Source organism: Pseudomonas sp. P106(2024) (genome assembly GCF_057480815.1).
Genome location: NZ_JBLIYU010000002.1, coordinates 94,493 through 109,896, shown reverse-complemented (window position 1 = coordinate 109,896; position 15,404 = coordinate 94,493). Strand labels below are relative to the sequence as shown.

The window sequence follows — 15,404 nt, the reverse complement described above, 5'->3', positions numbered from 1 at the left end:
GAGAGCTGCCAGGGCGCGACTGTTGAGCATGATCGTTCGGGTTTTGGCGGGTGAACCGCCAATGAATGTGGCACTTCAAGACATGCGCGCGTATCACAGTGCGCATGATTCGGGAGCTCCGGCAGAAGAAGTTGAGCGCTTGCGGCTAATTGCGCAGCCCTCATTCAAGGCTGTTTCTGATTACCAGCTCTACGCGCTTGGGCATCAGCCTCTGATTCGTCACTGAGCCGACTCTATCAGCGTTGCTCCCTGGTTTCGCACGTTGCCCACGGCTGTTCCAACGCGGTACCACTCGAACGTCTCTGCCGGTTCACCCAGGTTCAGCACCAATTGTTCCGCGTGTTCGCTGGGCATGCCTGCTGCGATCCACTCGACCGCCAGAGCAGGCGACAGCACAACCGGTCGGCGGTCGTGCACATCGACCAGGCCGCCCTGGGCGTCTGCAGTGATCATCACGAACCCGTCGTGCTCATTGCCGGCGAACTGACCTATCGAGGCGCAAAGGGCAGGGCGCCCATCTCGCCGGCGGATGTAATAGGGCTGCTTCTTCTGACCGCCTTCATCCGCCCACTCATACCAGCCATCCACGGGGGTGATAGCCCGGTGTGGCCAGATCGCCCGGAAGAAGGGGCCGTGAGCCACCTTCTCGACGCGGGCGTTAATCGGCGCGGCACGGTCGGTCGCCCAATGCGGCCGCCATCCCCATTTCACCAGGTCTGCCCTCGGGCCTGCGTCATCTACCCGGAGCACGGCGACCTGCGTGGTCGGCGCGACATTGTACCGCCCCAGGTCCTGGTCCCCGACGTTGTTACGCCAGGCCACCGGCATGCTCAGGGCCTCCACGAAGTCATGGATACCGCGGTACTGGCTCAGCCTACCGCACATTTCCCATCCCTCCCGCTCGAACTGAAAGGATAGCCCGCCAAGCGGTACTGGCCTGACCATCCGTTTGGATGCTCAAATACTGTATCAATATACAGTGTTGGTGCCGTATGTACTTCCTTCTCTGCCGCCGCCGTGAGCTCGGCCTAGCCATCCCCAACGAAAAGCTCGCGAAGGTCACATCGGGCTGCTCACGGATGAATCTGCAGAGGAGTGGGAGAGGGACGAGCCAGGACGGATCGGGGTCGGCAGATCGCCGCATGGCTCAGCGGCTGTCGAATGCCTTGTATCTAAAGGGCGCAGCGTGAAGTAAATTTAATCCGGCGCGCTTTGCGCCTCCTTTCTACGTGGTCAACCGGACGACCTGTCATGACGCTCACGATCGATTTCACCGACCAAGCCACCAGCCTGCATCACGATGCGATTCTCAAGCCTTTGCGCGCTTTCAACGACACTGTGATCGGCTCCCCCGAAGCGGCTACCGTCGCCTGGACGCTGCGCGATCCCGCCAGCGATGAAATCGTCGGCGGGCTGTATGCCAGGCTTGGCGGGCGCTGGTTATTCGTCGAGCTGCTGGTGGTGCCCGAGCGGATGCGCGGGCAGGGCACCGGGCGCGAGCTGATGGCCCAGGCCGAGGCGCTGGCGAGGGAGAAGGGCTGCTGCGGAATCTGGCTGGATACCTTCAGCTTCCAGGCGCCGGACTTCTATCGCAAGCTGGGGTTCGAGGTGTTTGGCGAGCTGGCCGACTTTCCGCCTGGGCATACCCGCCATTTCCTGCGCAAGCGGCTGGCTTAGCATCTTTAGACGCAGGCCTGCCCTGGCGTTGCGAGCTGAGGGGGGCTCAGCCAACCCGCAACCAGATCGCCGAGGCATCGTCGCTCATCTTGAACCGCGGGTAGCGCAGGCACGCGGCATCGTCCTGCTCGATACCGCGCAGTGTCCGTGCCAGGTCATCCAGGCCGTGGCTTTGCAGGCGCTTGAAGAAACCTGCCGGCTCATAGGCCCGATAGGTGTCGAACAACGCCGCGAAGCCATCGCTCATCAGCAGGACATCATCCCCCACGGCCACCGGCGCTTGGCTATAGAGGGTGCCCTCGCGGGACAGGTCGGCATCGACGCCGAGCACGGCCCGGGGGCGCTCGCGGGAGGCGCGGCGATCGGCCAGCACGGCCGGGGTACGTACGCCATGGGCACCGGTACCAGGACCGAGGGCGGCGGCCTCGGCTTGCTCGGCCTCGCGGTCCGGCTCTGGGGTGAGGAAGCGGATACCTTGCGCGCCGCGATGCAGCACCACGCAGTCGGCCAAGTGCGCGCAGACCAGTTCCTCGCCCTCGATGGCCACCGCGGCAAAGGCGGCGCGCGGCAGTTCCCAGGTGGCCACGGGCTCGCGTCGGCGATCCTGCCGGTAGGCCTGGGCGATTGTGTCGAAGACCGTCTCGCAGACCTCGCGCAGTGGCCCCGAGGCATTGGCGAAGGCGCGCTGGGCCGTGGCCGAGAGCCAGGCGGCGCCTCCGCGCTCACCCAGCAGGCCGGGGGCGCCGAGGTCGGTGGCGCCGTCGATGACCCAGGCGTGGCGGTCGGCACTGCCGATACGATCGTCATTGGGCACATCGTGCTTGCCGGCCAGGCTCAGGGACTGGATCAGGTCGAAATGCATGTCGGGCTCCGGTTCGGTGGGATTCACCGACCTTGACCGTTGCTGCGCCCGGCGTCAAATGTCACGGCTTGGGTGCGCGGTCCCAGCAGTCACTGTCCAGGGCGCAGACACCGAATTGCCGATCCATCAGCGCCATGCGCCGCAGGTGGGCGTCGATGATGTCGCGGTTCACTTCGCTGTCGATGATGTAGCGGCTGTAGCGGTCGATCAGGCGGACCTTCCAGGCCTCGCGGGTGGCCGCATCCAGGGCGTCGGGCGCATTTGCCAGGCGTTGCAGGGTCAGGTCGTCGGCGCGCTTGAGCTGATCGGTGAAGGTGGTGATGTAGTGGGCACGCTGCGCTTCCTTGTGGCGCGCGGCGTCGGCATCGAAGGCGTCGAGGTTGTGTTGCCATTGCGCCCAATAGGCGTCCGGCAACTGAAGATCGCGCTGCTGGCGCAGCTTGGCGACGACTTGCGCGTTGCTCTGACGCGGTGGTGGCTGGCGGTTCTGGCTGGCCAGCGGGTCCAGGGCGAGGGCCTGGGCGATCCAGGCATTGCGCGCCTCGCTGTCCGGCAGGATCGGGCCCAGCGGCGGGGCGTCTTCGCTGGTCGAGCGGGGCAGGCCCTTGCAGCCGGTGAGCGAAAGGAGCACTGACAGCACCAGCAGCGCAGGGAGGTTGTGACGCGGCATAAGTCTTCCTTGAGTAACTGCACAAGCGTGCATCCGGATGGATGCATGAGGGCTATCGGCGCTCGCGCGGCTGACTTGAACGCTCAGCCGAGTGTCTTGGCCATTTCCGCGGTCGGCGCCCAACCCAGGCCGGCATATACCGGTCGCCCAGCCTCGGTGGCGTGCAGCACCGCGAAGGCCAGGCCGCGCCGGGTGAACTCCGACTCGGCCAGACGCATCAGTTTCGAAGCCAGGCCCTGGCGGCGATGGGACGGCTCGACATAGACATTGAGCACATAGCCGCGCTGGTCCTGGCAGGGGTGGGCCGGATGCGGCGGCCAGTCGATCGCCATCAGGCCGATTGCCGCCACCGGCAGCGCGTCGTCCAGCAGCACGAAGCCGTAGTAGCGACCGTCCGCCAGTCTTGGCCGCAGCCAGGGGCCGAAGTGCTCGGTCATGCTTATGAGCCGCTGCGGGTCGCCGCCGGCTTCAAGGAACATGGCCTCGCGGTGGGCGCAGACCATGGCGTGGTCGCCCGGCAGCAGGCGGCGCAGGGTCAGGCCGGGAAAGTCGATCGCAGCTGGCAGGTCGTTCATGACGGGTCTCGTTGATCCAAGGCCTTGATCCTAGGCCCGCGCGGCGTCGGCGGTTAGATACAGATGGCCCGCAAACGCGGCATACAGCCCCTTGTCGCTCCCCAGGATTACGGCGATGATCCGCGGCAACCCGTTTGCCGACGAGGAGGCTTCGCATGCCCATTGCCCCGCTTTTGCGCTGCACCGACCTTGACGCCACCCGCCGTCATTACCGCGAAGTGCTGCAGTTCACGGTCACCGACACCACGCAGTCGACCCTGACCGTGCAGTTGCGCGATTGCAGCCTGCTGTTCACCGAACAGGACCTGTGGCGCCTGCCGCCGGGGTGCGCCGGAACCTTCTACCTGGTGGTCGAGGACGTTGACGGCTATTACGCGCAAGTCCGCGAACTGGCGGATATCGCCTGGCCGTTGCACGACACGGAGTATGGTTCGCGGGAATTCGGCGTGCGTGATTGCAACGGCTATTACCTGGCCTTCAGCCAGCGGCATGGCGACGCCGTGCAAGCCGCACGGGTCGCCTCATGATCCTGCGCGGCCCTGCGCTCCTGGCGATGTTGCTGCTTGCCGGCCCGGCCGTGGCCATGGACGGCAAGGGCAACTCGACCGATCACTTCACCGTCGGCTCGAGCCTCGCCACCGCCGCGGTGAGCGGCTCCACCAGCCATCCGGCGCGTACTTACCAGGCCGCCCGCGACGATGCGTTGCTGTTCATCGCCAGCGACGGGCGCCTGCGCGGCGCGCGACTGGAGCAGGCACTGGGCGCATACCGCCAACAGCACCCGAACAGTTCGCTGAGCGACCGTGACCTGGCCCAGGCAATCGCCTGCCGCTGATCGCGCGTTTGCGGGCATGCCAGGACAGGGGGCTAGACTCGTGGTCAACGAGCTGGTTCCCAGGAGTCTGACATGACCGCCAAGAACACCATTTGCCTGTGGTATGACCACGATGCCGAGGACGCGGCGAACTTCTATGCCAGCATATTCCCCGACAGCCGGGTGACCGCCGTGCACACGGCGCCCGCCGACTATCCCTCGGGCAAGGCAGGCGATGTGATCACGGTGGAGTTCACCGTGATGGGCATCCCCTGCATCGGCCTCAATGGCGGCAAGGCGTTCAGCCACAGCGAGGCGTTCTCGTTCCAGGTGGCGACCGACAGCCAGGAGGAGACCGACCGCTACTGGGATGCCATCGTTGGCAACGGTGGCAGCGAGAGCGTGTGTGGCTGGTGCAAGGACAGGTGGGGCCTGTCCTGGCAGATCAGTCCGCGGGTACTGACCCAGGCGGTCGCCAGCCCCGATCGTGCCGTGGCGAAGCGGGCGTTCGAGGCGATGCTGCAGATGGGCAGGATCGACATCGCCGCCATCGAGAAGGCCATCAAGGGCTGAAGGCGAGAGGCCTCAATGCACGGTCTTGCGTTCCCTGACGCACACCCGTGCCTGCTCCGTCAGCGTGTCCAGTCGCTCGTCGCGCAGGCGCTCGGCGTCCATCATCGCAGCCTTGCCCTGTTGCTTGAGCAGGTAGGCATGGATCTGCCGGACCTCCACGGTCTGGTAGATCGGTGCGATATCCAGCCGCCCGATCAACGCACCGCTGGCTTGGCCGGTGCTGCTCATCAGTACCTGCGGTCCGGTGCTGGCGACCACCTGCAGGCCCATGTTCTCGAACCACGGCACCTGCTGGGCGAAGGTGCTCAGCTCGACGCAGGCATAGCGTTCACGGGCTGCATTTAGCAGGCCACGGGCAATGCCCTGGCGGCGGTGGTCGGGAGACACTGCAAGGTAGGCCAGGGCACAGGCCTGCGGGTTGTCCTGGGCTGGCAGCACCAGGGCGAAGCCGAGCAACTGGTCCGGCGCCTCGGCATCCAGGGCCAGGGTCAACTCGACGGCCAGGCCGCGGGTGCCGTCGAGCGCCATCAGGTACTGGTGCACCTCCAGGCCGACGCCGTACTGGTACAGCGGGTAGAGCGGATTGTCCGGGCTGATGGCGACGCTGCTGAGCTGGCCGACGTGGTCGATCACCAGCTGGCGAATCTGGTTCTGGAAGGATTCGGGCGGCACGCCGTCGAGGCGGCGGAGGATGAACATCGCGGGTCGGGCTCCGGCAGGATTGAAACACACGCCCCGGAACGAGGCGGGTGATCATTCTACCCGGTGAGGCTAGCGCAGCCCAGCCAGCATCAGGTCGAGGTTCTGCACGGCGGCGCCCGAGGCGCCCTTGCCCAGGTTGTCGAACACCGCGGTGAGCAGCACCTGGCCGTGCTCGGGATTGGCGTACAGGGCCAGGCGCAGGTCGTTGCTGTCGTTCAATGCCTGCGGATCCAGCGCCGCCGCCGGGCCGTGCTGGTGCAGGGGCATCACTTGCACATGGCGGGCGCCCTGATAGTGCCGCTCGAGGCAGGCCTGCAACTGATCGGCGTCGACCCCGGGCAACAGGCGCAGTTGCAGCGGGATGCTCAGCACAATGCCCTGGCGGTAGTCGCCGTAACCGGGCACGAATACCGGGCGCGCGCTGAGCCCGGCGTGCTGCTGGATCTCCGGCACATGCTTGTGCGCCAGTTCCAGGCCATACAGCTGGAGGGTCGGCAGGTAGGCGTCGCTGCGCTGCTCATGGCGCTCGACGGCGGCCCGGCCACCCCCGGAGTAGCCGGAGATGGCGTGGATGCTGAGCGGGTAGTCGGCCGGCACCAGGCCGGCCTTGACCAGCGGATGCAGCAGGGCGATGGCGCCGGTGGGGTAGCAGCCGGGGTTGCTCACCCGGGTGGCCCGGGCGATGTGCTCGGCCTGTTGTTCGTTCAGTTCCGGCAGGCCGTAGACCCAGTCGGGCGCGGTGCGGTGCGCGGAGCTGGCGTCGATCACACGTACCGCCGGATTGTGCAGGGTGGCCACGGCCTCGCGGGCGGCGTCGTCGGGTAGGCAGAGCACGGCGATATCGGCGCTGTTGATCGCCTCGCTGCGCCGTGCCGGGTCCTTGCGCTCGGCCTCGGGCAGGGTGAGCAGGCGCAGGTCCTGGCGGCCTTGCAGGCGGGCGTGGATCTGCAGGCCGGTGGTGCCTTGGTCGCCGTCGATGAATACGAGGGGGTGGTGCATGTCGGTGGTCCGCTGATGGGGAAGGATTGCCGTATCCTCGTCGTTCGCTGGGCGAAATAAAATTTGAATATAATGATCGCCGTATTCAGGAATTCTGAACTTGAGCGCATTGTCCCATGGGAGATCGCCCAGCCCTGTGGGAGCGGCCTTGCGTCGCGAAAGGCTGCTCCCACAGGGTCCAGCTAAACCCGTGAGTTACCGAGATCCCATGCGAGAAATCAGCCTCGACCGCTTGCGCACCCTGGTGGTGATCGCCGAACGTGCCTCTTTCGCCGATGCCGCCCGCCAGCTCAACCTGGCGCCCCCCACCATCAGCCTGCACGTGGCCGAGCTGGAGGCGCGCATCGGCGCGCCCTTGCTCACCCGCACCCGCGGCCAGGTGCGGCCCACCGCAATCGGCGAGACCTTGCTGACCCGCGCCCGGCGTCTGCTGGTCGACGCCGACCAGGCCCTGGACGAGGTGCGCCGCCAGGTCGAGGGTCTGACCGGCCGGGTGCGGCTGGGCGCCTCGACAGGCGCCATCGCCCACCTGTTGCCCCAGGCCCTGGAAACGCTGCGGGTTGATCATCCGGGGATCGACGTGCAGGTCCAGGTGCTCACTTCGCAGGCATCCCTGGCGCGGTTGCGTGAAGGCACCCTGGACATCGGCCTGGTGGCGTTGCCGCAGGTGGCGGGCAAGGGCTTGCGGATCACCCCGTGGCGGCGCGACCCGATCATGGCCTACATCCCTGCCGACTGGCAGCCACCGTCACGGGTGACGCCGGCCTGGCTCGCCGGACGGGCGCTGATCCTCAACGACAGCACCACGCAACTGTCGCGGGTGACCTCGGAGTGGTTCGCGGCAGCAGGGTTGTACCCTGAACCGCGGATCGAGCTGAACTACAACGATGCGATCAAGCGCCTGGTGGCCGCCGGCTACGGCGCCACCTTGCTGCCGCAGGAAGGCGAGGTTCATCCGCCATCGCCGCGTATCACCCGGCGGCCGTTGCGGCCGGGGTTGTGGCGTCAGTTGGGGATCGCCTGTCGCGAGGGGGCGCTGGAACGGGCGACGGGGCATGTGCTGGAAGCGTTGGGAAGGTTGCGGCAATAGACGGGGCTGAGCCTGTGGGAGCGATGCTGGCCCGCTCCCACGGCGTCTGTCATTGGTTGCGTTCGCGTGCGCGCAAGGCTGTCACCGTCTCGCCGCCGACACCCCAGTTGTCAGTGGCTACTTCCTCGATCACCACGAAGGTGCTTGCTGGCGGTTTGTTCAGTACCTGCTCCAGCAGGCGGGTGGTGCCTTCGATCAACTGACGCTTGTGTTCTGCCGTGACCCCTTCATCGGTCACGCGGATATGGACATAAGGCATGTGCGTCGCTCCAGGTTCAGTGCCAGGTGCCGGCGGTGCTGCCACCGTCGACGGGCAGGATGACACCGCTGACGAAACGGGCGTCGGTCAGGTACAGCACGGCGTCCACCACATCCTCGGGCGTGCCGGTGCGCCCGCTTGGCGACAGCGCGCCGAGCCCTTCGGTGTGGCCGCCGTGCAGCGGGGTGTCGATGATGCCAGGGGCCACCGCGTTGACCTGCACGCCGCTTGCTGCCAGCTCCAGGGCCAGGCCCTTGACCGCCTGGTTGAGCCCGCCCTTGACCAGCACCGGTAGAAGTGCCGGGACGCGGGTGTCCGGCTGCAGGGCCACCGAGGCGGTGATGGCGACGATATGCCCGTGCCCTTGGGCCCTCATGACCCGGGCTGCGGCCTGGGCGGGGTAGAAAAAGCCCTTGAGGTTGGTGCCGACCAGCGCGTCGACATCGGCCTCGGTGTAGTCGGTCACCGGCTTGGGAATGAAGATGCCGGCGTTGTTGACCAAGATGTCGACCCGGCCGAAGGCCTCCAGGGCGGTGGCGAACAGCCGTTCGGCGGTGGCTTTCTCGGCGATGTCGCCAGCCACGCCGATGAAGCCGGCCGGGTTGCCCAGGCGGGCGGCGGCCTCGTCGAGGCGGGCCTGGGTGCGGGCATTGCCGACCACGTTGTCGCCACGCTCGAGGTAGGTCTGGGCCAGGGCGAAGCCCAGGCCGCTGGAGGCGCCGGTGATGATGACGGTTCTTGCGTTGCTCATGGGAGGATCTCCGATCGTGCGAGGTGTTGCTCGGGTATGGAGTCACTGTAAGTTGCAACGACAGCTTGAAAAATGAGGCGTATGGCATTTCAATCAATACATCATGTAATTAATCGAGCCCGCCATGACCCGCCATTTCGATGACCTGCAACTGGGCAGCCTGGAGCTGTTCTGTCTCGCCGCCGATGCTGGCAGCTTTACCGAGGCGGCCACCCTGGCGGGCGTCACGCCAGCGGCGGTGAGCCGCTCGGTGGCGCGCCTGGAGGAACGTCTGGGCGTACGCCTGTTCGTGCGCACCACCCGGCAGATGCGCCTGAGCGAGGCCGGCCAGGCCTATTACCAGCATTGTCGCCAGGCGCTGGGCCAACTGGTCGAGGCCGAGCGCCAGGTCACCGGTGGCCAGCTCGAGCCCGCTGGCCGCTTGCGCATCAGCGCGCCGACGCCCTATGCCCATCACCGCCTGTTGCCGCTGCTGCCACGTTTTCGCCAGCGTTATCCCGGGGTGCAGGTGGATGTGCATGTCAGCAACCGCAACGTCGATTTCGCCGACGAACACTTCGACCTGGCGATTCGCGGCCGGGCGCCGGCCGATTCGCGCCTGGTGGCCCGGCGCCTGGAGGACGCCGAGCTGGTGGTGGTTGCCACACCCGGCTACCTGGCCCGTGCCGGTACGCCACGGACCCTGGAGGACCTGGCTGGGCACGAGTGCATCCAGTTCGAGTTGCCCAGCAGCGGCAGGCGGCCGCCCTGGAGCTTTCGCCGTGACGGACAGCTGGTCGAGTTGCAGACCCAGGGTGCGTTCACCTGTCTGGGTGATTTCCTCGCCACCACGACCCTGGCGCGCCACGGTGGCGGCCTGATGCAGGCCTACCGTTTCACCGTGCAGGATGCGCTGGACAGTGGTGAGCTGGTCGAGGTGCTGGCCGGGCATGGCGGGACGTCGCGGCCTTTCATGCTGGTGTATCCGCAGGTCTGGCACATGCCGTTGAAGGTGCGGGTGTTCATCGACTTCCTGGTCGGCGAAGTTGCACTACCGTTGGGCTGAAGCCCCGGCGCGCGCTGACGAACTATGCTCTGTGCTGCATCGGTTCTCCAGGAGAGCACGCCATGAAATCCATGACATTGTTAGCGATCACCTGCGTACTGAGTTTTGCCGCCCACGCCGAGGATGGCCCGGCGACCAACTGCGATGCCAAGATCAATGATCTGGAGAGCATCAGCAAGACCGATGGCCAGGCGCTACATGGCGGCATGGCCCATGACTACCACGAGCTGCTCAAGCAGGCCAAGGACGCCCGGGACAAAGGTGACATGGCCAAGTGCCAAGCCTCGGCCGACCGCGCCAAGACCATCTACAACAAGGCGCGGGGCAAGTAACGCCCGGTACAGCTTTGCAGGACCGGGCTTGCCCGCTCCCTGAGGTATTACCCAGCGCTCTGGTGTAAGCTCTTGCGGACCTTTCCACGAGACCGCCGCATGACCTCGCCCAGCCCGCGCCTCGACAGCCTGCTCACCGGCTGCGCCCGACCGTTTACCCGCCCGGGTTCGCACAGCGCCATCGACAAGCAACCTCGTCAAGGCCCCTTGGCGGTGACCTTCCTCGGCATCGCCGGCGACGAACAGGGCGATCTGCGCGTACACGGTGGCGTCGAGAAGGCCATCCACCATTATCCCCTTGAGCACTATTCGGACTGGGCCGCCGAACTGGGCGAGCACCCCTTGCTGACCCGGCCCGGCGCGTTTGGCGAGAACTTCAGCAGCTTCGGTTGGCGTGAAGCCGATGTCTGCCTGGGCGACCGGATCCGCGTCGGCACGGCATTGCTGGAAATCTCCCAGGGGCGGATGCCGTGCTGGAAGCTCAATGACCGCTTCGACGTGGCGCAGATGGCGTTGCGCGTGCAGCAGAGCGGGCGCACTGGCTGGTACTACCGGGTGCTGGAGGAGGGCGTGGTCGAGGCGGGCGATGCCCTGCATCTGGTCGAGCGTCCCCACGCCCAGTGGTCGGTGGCGCGGCTCTCGGCGGTCCTGTTCGACAAGCGGCTGGAGCCCGAGCTGTTGCGCGAATGCCTGGCGCTGCCGCTGGTGCCGAACTGGCGCAGGACACTGGAAAAGCGCCTGGAGCAACACCAGGTTGAGGACTGGACATCGCGCCTGCAGGGCCGCAGCGAAGGCTGACCGGCGTCGCGTTCAACATTTATCAAGACAAGGAAAGCCCCATGGCCTTCGAACTGGATGATCGCCTGGTCATCGGTGTCGCCTCCAGCGCCGTGTTCGACCTCAGCGAATCGGACGCGGTGTTCCGTCGCGAGGGCGAGGCGCAGTACCGCAAGTACCAGGAGCAGCACTTGGACGTGCCGCTGGGAAAAGGCATCGCCTATCCCTTCATCAAGCGCCTGCTTGCGCTCAATGACCTGCGCGGCGATCCCGAGGACCCGCTGGTGGAGGTGGTGCTGCTGTCGCAAAACGATCCGGACACCGGCATGCGGGTGATGAAGACCATTGGCCACTATGGCCTGAACATGACCCGGGCGATCTTCACCCAGGGCCGTTCACCCTACGAGTACATTCCGGCGCTGAACATCGCCCTGTTCCTGTCCGCCGACAAGCAGCATGTCGACGCCGCGATCAAGGCCGGCTATCCGGCGGGGCAGGTGCTGGACTCGAAGTTCGACGATGACGAAAGCGATGACAACCTGCGCATCGCCTTCGACTTCGACGGTGTGCTGGCTGGAGACGAATCGGAGGCGGTGATGCAGTCGGGCGGGTTGGACAGTTTTCATGCTCATGAAGTGATCAACGTCACCCAGCCGCACAACCCCGGCCCGCTCAAGGAGTTCTTCGTGCGCATCGCCCGTATCCAGGCTGCCGAAGAGCAGCACAAGCTGGCGCATCCCGGCTATGAGAACCGCCTACGTGTGTCGATTGTCACGGCGCGCAATGCGCCATCCCATGAGCGGGCGCTCAACACTCTGAAAAGCTGGGGAGTGATGGCCAATGACGCGTTCTTTCTCGGGGGCATAGAGAAGCGGCGGGTGCTGCAGGTGCTCAAGCCGCACATCTTCTTCGACGACCAGTCGGGGCACCTCAAGAGCACCAGCACGGTGGTGCCTTCGGTCCATGTTCCGTTCGGAGTGACCAACCGGGCGCGCTGAGCCACAGGGGCCGCGCAGCGGCCCCTGTTTTCCTGCGATCAGTGATCCGCCAATCCGTCATCCTGCGACAGCAGCGCCCTGGCCAGCTCCTCGTCACTGGCTTGCAATCCGGGATTGGCCTGGCGGACCTGCGCCAGCGCCGACTCCAGGTAAGCTCCGCGAATGGCGCCGCCGCTGGCGACAAAGGCCGACAGTTCGTCACGGGCGGGAATGATCCGTTTGTCGTCCTTGAAGGTCGAGTACAGCGAGGCGGACACCCCGGCCGAGGTAGCGACGTCACCGGCGTCGACACGGGCCAGGGCGGCACCGGCGGGGAGCAGGAGCAGCAGCGATGGGATGAGCAGTAAATGACGCATGGTGAGTCCTCCGCGAAGGTGAAGCCCAAGGGTGTTACTGCATGATGTTAAGAGCGCTGTGACGCGCTGGGAGTTCCGGCACGCTTGTGATATTGCGCCTGCAATACTGAGCCACGTTGTATTTGACCTACAACCCTCGCGCATGATCTTCTCGCAGTCCTGCCGTCCGTCAATCAAGGGAATGTGATGCCATGACCGAATACACGCTCCACTGCTTCGCCGAATCCGGCAACGCCTACAAGGTTGCGCTGATGCTGGAGCTCACCGGCCAGGACTGGGCGCCTGTGTTCGTCGATTTCTTCAACGGCCAGACCCGTGGTCAGGACTGGCGCGACGCGGTCAACGAGCAGGGGGAGGTGCCGGTGCTCGAGCATGCCGGGGAGAAACTCACCCAGTCGGCCTTGATTCTCGACTACCTGGCCGAACGCACCGGCCAGTTCGGCCCGCGCGACGACGTCGAGAAGCGCGAGATCTGGCGTTGGATGCTCTTCGACAACCACAAATTCACCAGCTACTACGCGGCGTTGCGGTTCATCTTTTGCCTGAAGCAGATGGGCGAGTCGGATGTCACCCGCTTCCTGCGCGAGCGGGCCAGGGCGGCCTACCAGATCGTCGATGCACACCTGTCCAAGACGCCGTTCATGGTCGGCGGGCGCCTGACCATAGCCGACCTGTCCCTCGCAGGGTACGTGTACATGCCCGAGGACACGGGGTTGGCGCTCAGCGAGTTCCGTCATGTCGAAGCATGGAAGGCGCGTATTCAAGAAGTGCCGGGATGGAAGCATCCTTACGACCTGATGCCTGGAACCGCTGCTTGATCCCACTCAGGGCCAGTAGCGCGGGTTAACCTGCATCACCGACGCAGCCGCTGCAGCGTATTGGGGCCGTTGTGCTGAAGGCGGCTCCTATCACAAGCGCGCCCCCCATGAGACCGGGGCCGCGCCTGTGTCGGTCTAGGAGTGTGGGATGCTCCTGGCCTGCGGCACGCCGGCATACTGCGCCTTCAAATGCCCCTGCTCATCCAGCAGGTACGCATCCATCACCTCACGCACCACCGGCCCGGCCACCCGACCACCGGCCTCGCCGTTCTCGATCATCACCGCCACCACCATCGCCGGGTGCTCGGCCGGGGCGAAGCCGACGAACAGGGCGTTGTCGCGGTGGCGCTCGAGGGTCTTGTCGCGGTTGTAGCGTTCACCCTGCTTGATCGCCACCACCTGCGCCGTGCCGCTCTTGCCAGCGATGCGGTATTGCGCGCCGGCGGCGGCGGCGCGGGCGATGCCGCGCGGGTCGTGCATGACCATCTGCATGCCCTGGCTGACCTGGTCCCAGGCGTGCTTGTCGTGCAGCACGATGTCCGGCATCGGGTTGGGGTCGACCGGAGCCTGGCCACCGATGGTCAGCGCCAGGTGCGGGCGGTGCCACGCCCCCTTGCTCGCCAGCAGGCTGGTGGCCTGGGCCAGCTGCAGCGGCGTGACCTGCATGTAGCCCTGGCCGATGCCGAGGATCAGCGTCTCGCCGGGGAACCAGGCCTGGCGCCGGGTGGCGCGCTTCCAGGCCTGTGACGGCATCAGCCCCGGTGCTTCCTCGAACATATCCAGCGAGACCTTCTGGCCCAGGCCGAACTCGGCCATGTAGTCGTGCAGGCGGTCGATGCCCAGCTTGTGCGCCAGGTCGTAGAAGTAGGTGTCGTTGGAGCGCATGATCGCCGTGTACATGTCCACCCAGCCATCGCCCGTGCGGTTCCAGTTGCGGTACTTGTGGTCGTAGTTGGGCAGCTCGTAGTAGCCGGGGTCGAAGACTCGGCTGGCGGGGCTGATCACGCCGCTGTCGAGGCCGGCGATGGCCACCTCGGGCTTGACCGTCGAGCCGGGTGCGTACAGCCCGCGCAGCACGCGGTTGAACAGCGGCCGGTCAATGGAGTCGCGCAGGGCGGCGTACTGCCTGTAGCTGATGCCCTTGACGAACAGGTTGGGGTCGAAGGCCGGGTTGCTGACCATCGCCAGTACGTCGCCGTTGGCCGGGTCGAGCACCACCACCGCGCCACGCCGATCGCCCAGGGCCTTTTCGGCGGCCTGCTGCAGGTGGGCGTCGAGGCTCAGCACGATGTCCTTGCCCGGCACCGGGTCATGGTGGTTGAGTACGCGCATCACCCGGCCCTGGGCATTGGTCTCGACTTCCTCGTAGCCCACTTGGCCGTGCAGTTCGTTCTCGTAGAAGCGTTCGATACCAGTCTTGCCGATCGACTGGGTGCCGCGGTAGGCGGTACTGTCGAGGGTCTTGGCTTCCTTTTCGTTGATGCGCCCGACGTAGCCCACCGAATGGGCGAAGTGCTCGGCCAGTGGGTATTCGCGTATGAACTGCGGCTCGACCTCCAGCCCCGGCAGGCGGAACTGGTTGACCGCGATCAGGGCGATCTGCTCTTCGCTCAGGCCCACCAGCAGGGTCACCGGCTCGAACGGCTTGCGTCCGCGGCGCAGGTCCTTGTCGAACTGGTGGCGGTCGTCCTCGGACAGACCGAGGATCTGCGCCAGGCTGTCGAGCACCCGTGCCGGATCGCCGGCCCGTTCGCGGGTCATGGTCAGGTTGAAGCTGGGCTTGTTGTCGGCCAGCACCACGCCGTTGCGGTCATAGATCAGGCCGCGCTCGGGCGGGATCGGCAGCACGTGCACGCGGTTGTTTTCCGATACCGCGCTCTGCTGGTCGTGCTGCAGCACCTGCAGCACATAGAGCCGGCCCACCAGCACTGCCACCAGGCTCATCACCAGCAGGGCACAGGCCAGCAGCCGGCGGTTGACCAGATGCTTTTCCTTTTCGTGGTCCTTGAGGGGAATGGGCTGGGGCATGGACGTCGTGGTGCTACGGATGGGGTCGCGATGCTACGCGGGCGGGCAGGGCGGCTCAAGGCGGGGCCGGCTGCCCCG

Annotated in this window: 20 protein-coding genes; 10 read left to right on the top strand and 10 right to left on the bottom strand. The window is 66.0% G+C overall.

The features are described 5' to 3' along the window. Nucleotides 1–219 precede the first annotated feature (219 nt). Nucleotides 220–885, bottom strand: a complete 666-nt coding sequence (locus AC25M7_RS04040; protein WP_241411058.1) for an SOS response-associated peptidase — start codon at nt 883–885, stop codon at nt 220–222. Between the two features lie 366 nt (nt 886–1,251). Here AC25M7_RS04040 and AC25M7_RS04035 point away from each other — a divergent pair, with 366 nt between their 5' ends. Next, a complete protein-coding gene (locus AC25M7_RS04035) occupies nt 1,252–1,677 on the top strand; it encodes a GNAT family N-acetyltransferase (RefSeq protein WP_028689412.1) in 426 nt (141 codons plus the stop codon). Nucleotides 1,678–1,723: 46 nt separating this feature from the next. On the opposite strand, the gene AC25M7_RS04030 is transcribed toward AC25M7_RS04035, so the two are convergent. The 3 genes from AC25M7_RS04030 to AC25M7_RS04020 form a co-directional block, all read right to left on the bottom strand. Next, nucleotides 1,724–2,539 carry a protein phosphatase 2C domain-containing protein gene (locus tag AC25M7_RS04030; protein ID WP_069017729.1) on the bottom strand — a complete coding sequence of 272 codons (816 nt, stop codon included), beginning with the start codon at nt 2,537–2,539 and terminating at the stop codon, nt 1,724–1,726. 61 nt (nt 2,540–2,600) lie between these two features. Continuing rightward, nucleotides 2,601–3,209, bottom strand: a complete 609-nt coding sequence (locus AC25M7_RS04025) for a hypothetical protein (RefSeq protein WP_028689414.1) — start codon at nt 3,207–3,209, stop codon at nt 2,601–2,603. 83 nt (nt 3,210–3,292) lie between these two features. Then, nucleotides 3,293–3,784 (bottom strand): GNAT family N-acetyltransferase, encoded by a 492-nt coding sequence (locus AC25M7_RS04020; RefSeq protein ID WP_069017727.1) that lies wholly within the window; start codon nt 3,782–3,784, stop codon nt 3,293–3,295. Nucleotides 3,785–3,939: 155 nt separating this feature from the next. Between AC25M7_RS04020 and AC25M7_RS04015 the strand changes: the two genes are divergently transcribed. The 3 genes from AC25M7_RS04015 to AC25M7_RS04005 all read left to right on the top strand — a co-directional run bounded on the left by AC25M7_RS04015 (nt 3,940) and on the right by AC25M7_RS04005 (nt 5,171). Further along, entirely contained in the window at nt 3,940–4,311 is a 372-nt protein-coding gene (locus AC25M7_RS04015) for a VOC family protein (protein WP_486970756.1), read from the top strand. Continuing rightward, complete coding sequence (locus tag AC25M7_RS04010) at nt 4,308–4,619, top strand: DUF2388 domain-containing protein (protein WP_062364274.1); 312 nt, start codon at nt 4,308–4,310, stop codon at nt 4,617–4,619. The genes AC25M7_RS04015 and AC25M7_RS04010 overlap by 4 nt, the downstream gene beginning before the upstream one ends. 72 nt (nt 4,620–4,691) lie before the next feature. After that, the gene (locus AC25M7_RS04005) at nt 4,692–5,171 is read left to right on the top strand and encodes a VOC family protein (RefSeq protein WP_062364272.1); all 480 of its coding nucleotides are present in this window, start codon (nt 4,692–4,694) and stop codon (nt 5,169–5,171) included. Nucleotides 5,172–5,183: 12 nt separating this feature from the next. Here AC25M7_RS04005 and AC25M7_RS04000 read toward each other — a convergent pair whose 3' ends face one another. Together AC25M7_RS04000 and argC are read right to left on the bottom strand one after the other, a co-directional pair. Continuing rightward, complete coding sequence (locus AC25M7_RS04000) at nt 5,184–5,870, bottom strand: GNAT family N-acetyltransferase (protein ID WP_062364269.1); 687 nt, start codon at nt 5,868–5,870, stop codon at nt 5,184–5,186. Nucleotides 5,871–5,942: 72 nt separating this feature from the next. Further along, nucleotides 5,943–6,872, bottom strand: coding sequence for an N-acetyl-gamma-glutamyl-phosphate reductase (gene argC / locus AC25M7_RS03995; RefSeq protein ID WP_069017721.1), 930 nt, complete (start codon nt 6,870–6,872; stop codon nt 5,943–5,945). 208 nt (nt 6,873–7,080) lie between these two features. Here argC and AC25M7_RS03990 point away from each other — a divergent pair, with 208 nt between their 5' ends. Continuing rightward, a complete protein-coding gene (locus tag AC25M7_RS03990) occupies nt 7,081–7,962 on the top strand; it encodes a LysR family transcriptional regulator (RefSeq protein ID WP_186594984.1) in 882 nt (293 codons plus the stop codon). Between the two features lie 49 nt (nt 7,963–8,011). Here AC25M7_RS03990 and AC25M7_RS03985 read toward each other — a convergent pair whose 3' ends face one another. Both AC25M7_RS03985 and AC25M7_RS03980 read right to left on the bottom strand, forming a co-directional pair. Further along, nucleotides 8,012–8,221 carry a tautomerase family protein gene (locus AC25M7_RS03985; RefSeq protein WP_028689421.1) on the bottom strand — a complete coding sequence of 70 codons (210 nt, stop codon included), beginning with the start codon at nt 8,219–8,221 and terminating at the stop codon, nt 8,012–8,014. A 16-nt stretch (nt 8,222–8,237) separates the two neighbouring features. Next, nucleotides 8,238–8,972, bottom strand: a complete 735-nt coding sequence (locus AC25M7_RS03980) for an SDR family NAD(P)-dependent oxidoreductase (protein WP_486970755.1) — start codon at nt 8,970–8,972, stop codon at nt 8,238–8,240. Between the two features lie 124 nt (nt 8,973–9,096). On the opposite strand from AC25M7_RS03980, the gene AC25M7_RS03975 reads away from it, so the two are divergent. The 4 genes from AC25M7_RS03975 (at nt 9,097) to AC25M7_RS03960 (ending at nt 12,124) form a co-directional block, all read left to right on the top strand. Then, a complete protein-coding gene (locus tag AC25M7_RS03975; protein ID WP_028689423.1) occupies nt 9,097–10,017 on the top strand; it encodes a LysR family transcriptional regulator in 921 nt (306 codons plus the stop codon). A 62-nt stretch (nt 10,018–10,079) separates the two neighbouring features. Continuing rightward, a complete protein-coding gene (locus AC25M7_RS03970; RefSeq protein WP_028689424.1) occupies nt 10,080–10,349 on the top strand; it encodes a hypothetical protein in 270 nt (89 codons plus the stop codon). Between the two features lie 99 nt (nt 10,350–10,448). After that, the gene (locus AC25M7_RS03965; RefSeq protein WP_028689425.1) at nt 10,449–11,147 is read left to right on the top strand and encodes an MOSC domain-containing protein; all 699 of its coding nucleotides are present in this window, start codon (nt 10,449–10,451) and stop codon (nt 11,145–11,147) included. 41 nt (nt 11,148–11,188) lie between these two features. Continuing rightward, nucleotides 11,189–12,124 carry a 5'-nucleotidase gene (locus AC25M7_RS03960; protein ID WP_028689426.1) on the top strand — a complete coding sequence of 312 codons (936 nt, stop codon included), beginning with the start codon at nt 11,189–11,191 and terminating at the stop codon, nt 12,122–12,124. A 38-nt stretch (nt 12,125–12,162) separates the two neighbouring features. Here AC25M7_RS03960 and AC25M7_RS03955 read toward each other — a convergent pair whose 3' ends face one another. Beyond that, nucleotides 12,163–12,480 (bottom strand): DUF2388 domain-containing protein, encoded by a 318-nt coding sequence (locus AC25M7_RS03955; protein WP_028689427.1) that lies wholly within the window; start codon nt 12,478–12,480, stop codon nt 12,163–12,165. A gap of 191 nt (nt 12,481–12,671) precedes the next feature. On the opposite strand from AC25M7_RS03955, the gene AC25M7_RS03950 reads away from it, so the two are divergent. Beyond that, a complete protein-coding gene (locus AC25M7_RS03950; RefSeq protein ID WP_236179463.1) occupies nt 12,672–13,298 on the top strand; it encodes a glutathione S-transferase family protein in 627 nt (208 codons plus the stop codon). 135 nt (nt 13,299–13,433) lie between these two features. Here AC25M7_RS03950 and mrdA read toward each other — a convergent pair whose 3' ends face one another. Continuing rightward, nucleotides 13,434–15,326, bottom strand: coding sequence for a penicillin-binding protein 2 (gene mrdA, locus AC25M7_RS03945; protein ID WP_028689429.1), 1,893 nt, complete (start codon nt 15,324–15,326; stop codon nt 13,434–13,436). Nucleotides 15,327–15,404: the final 78 nt, after the last annotated feature.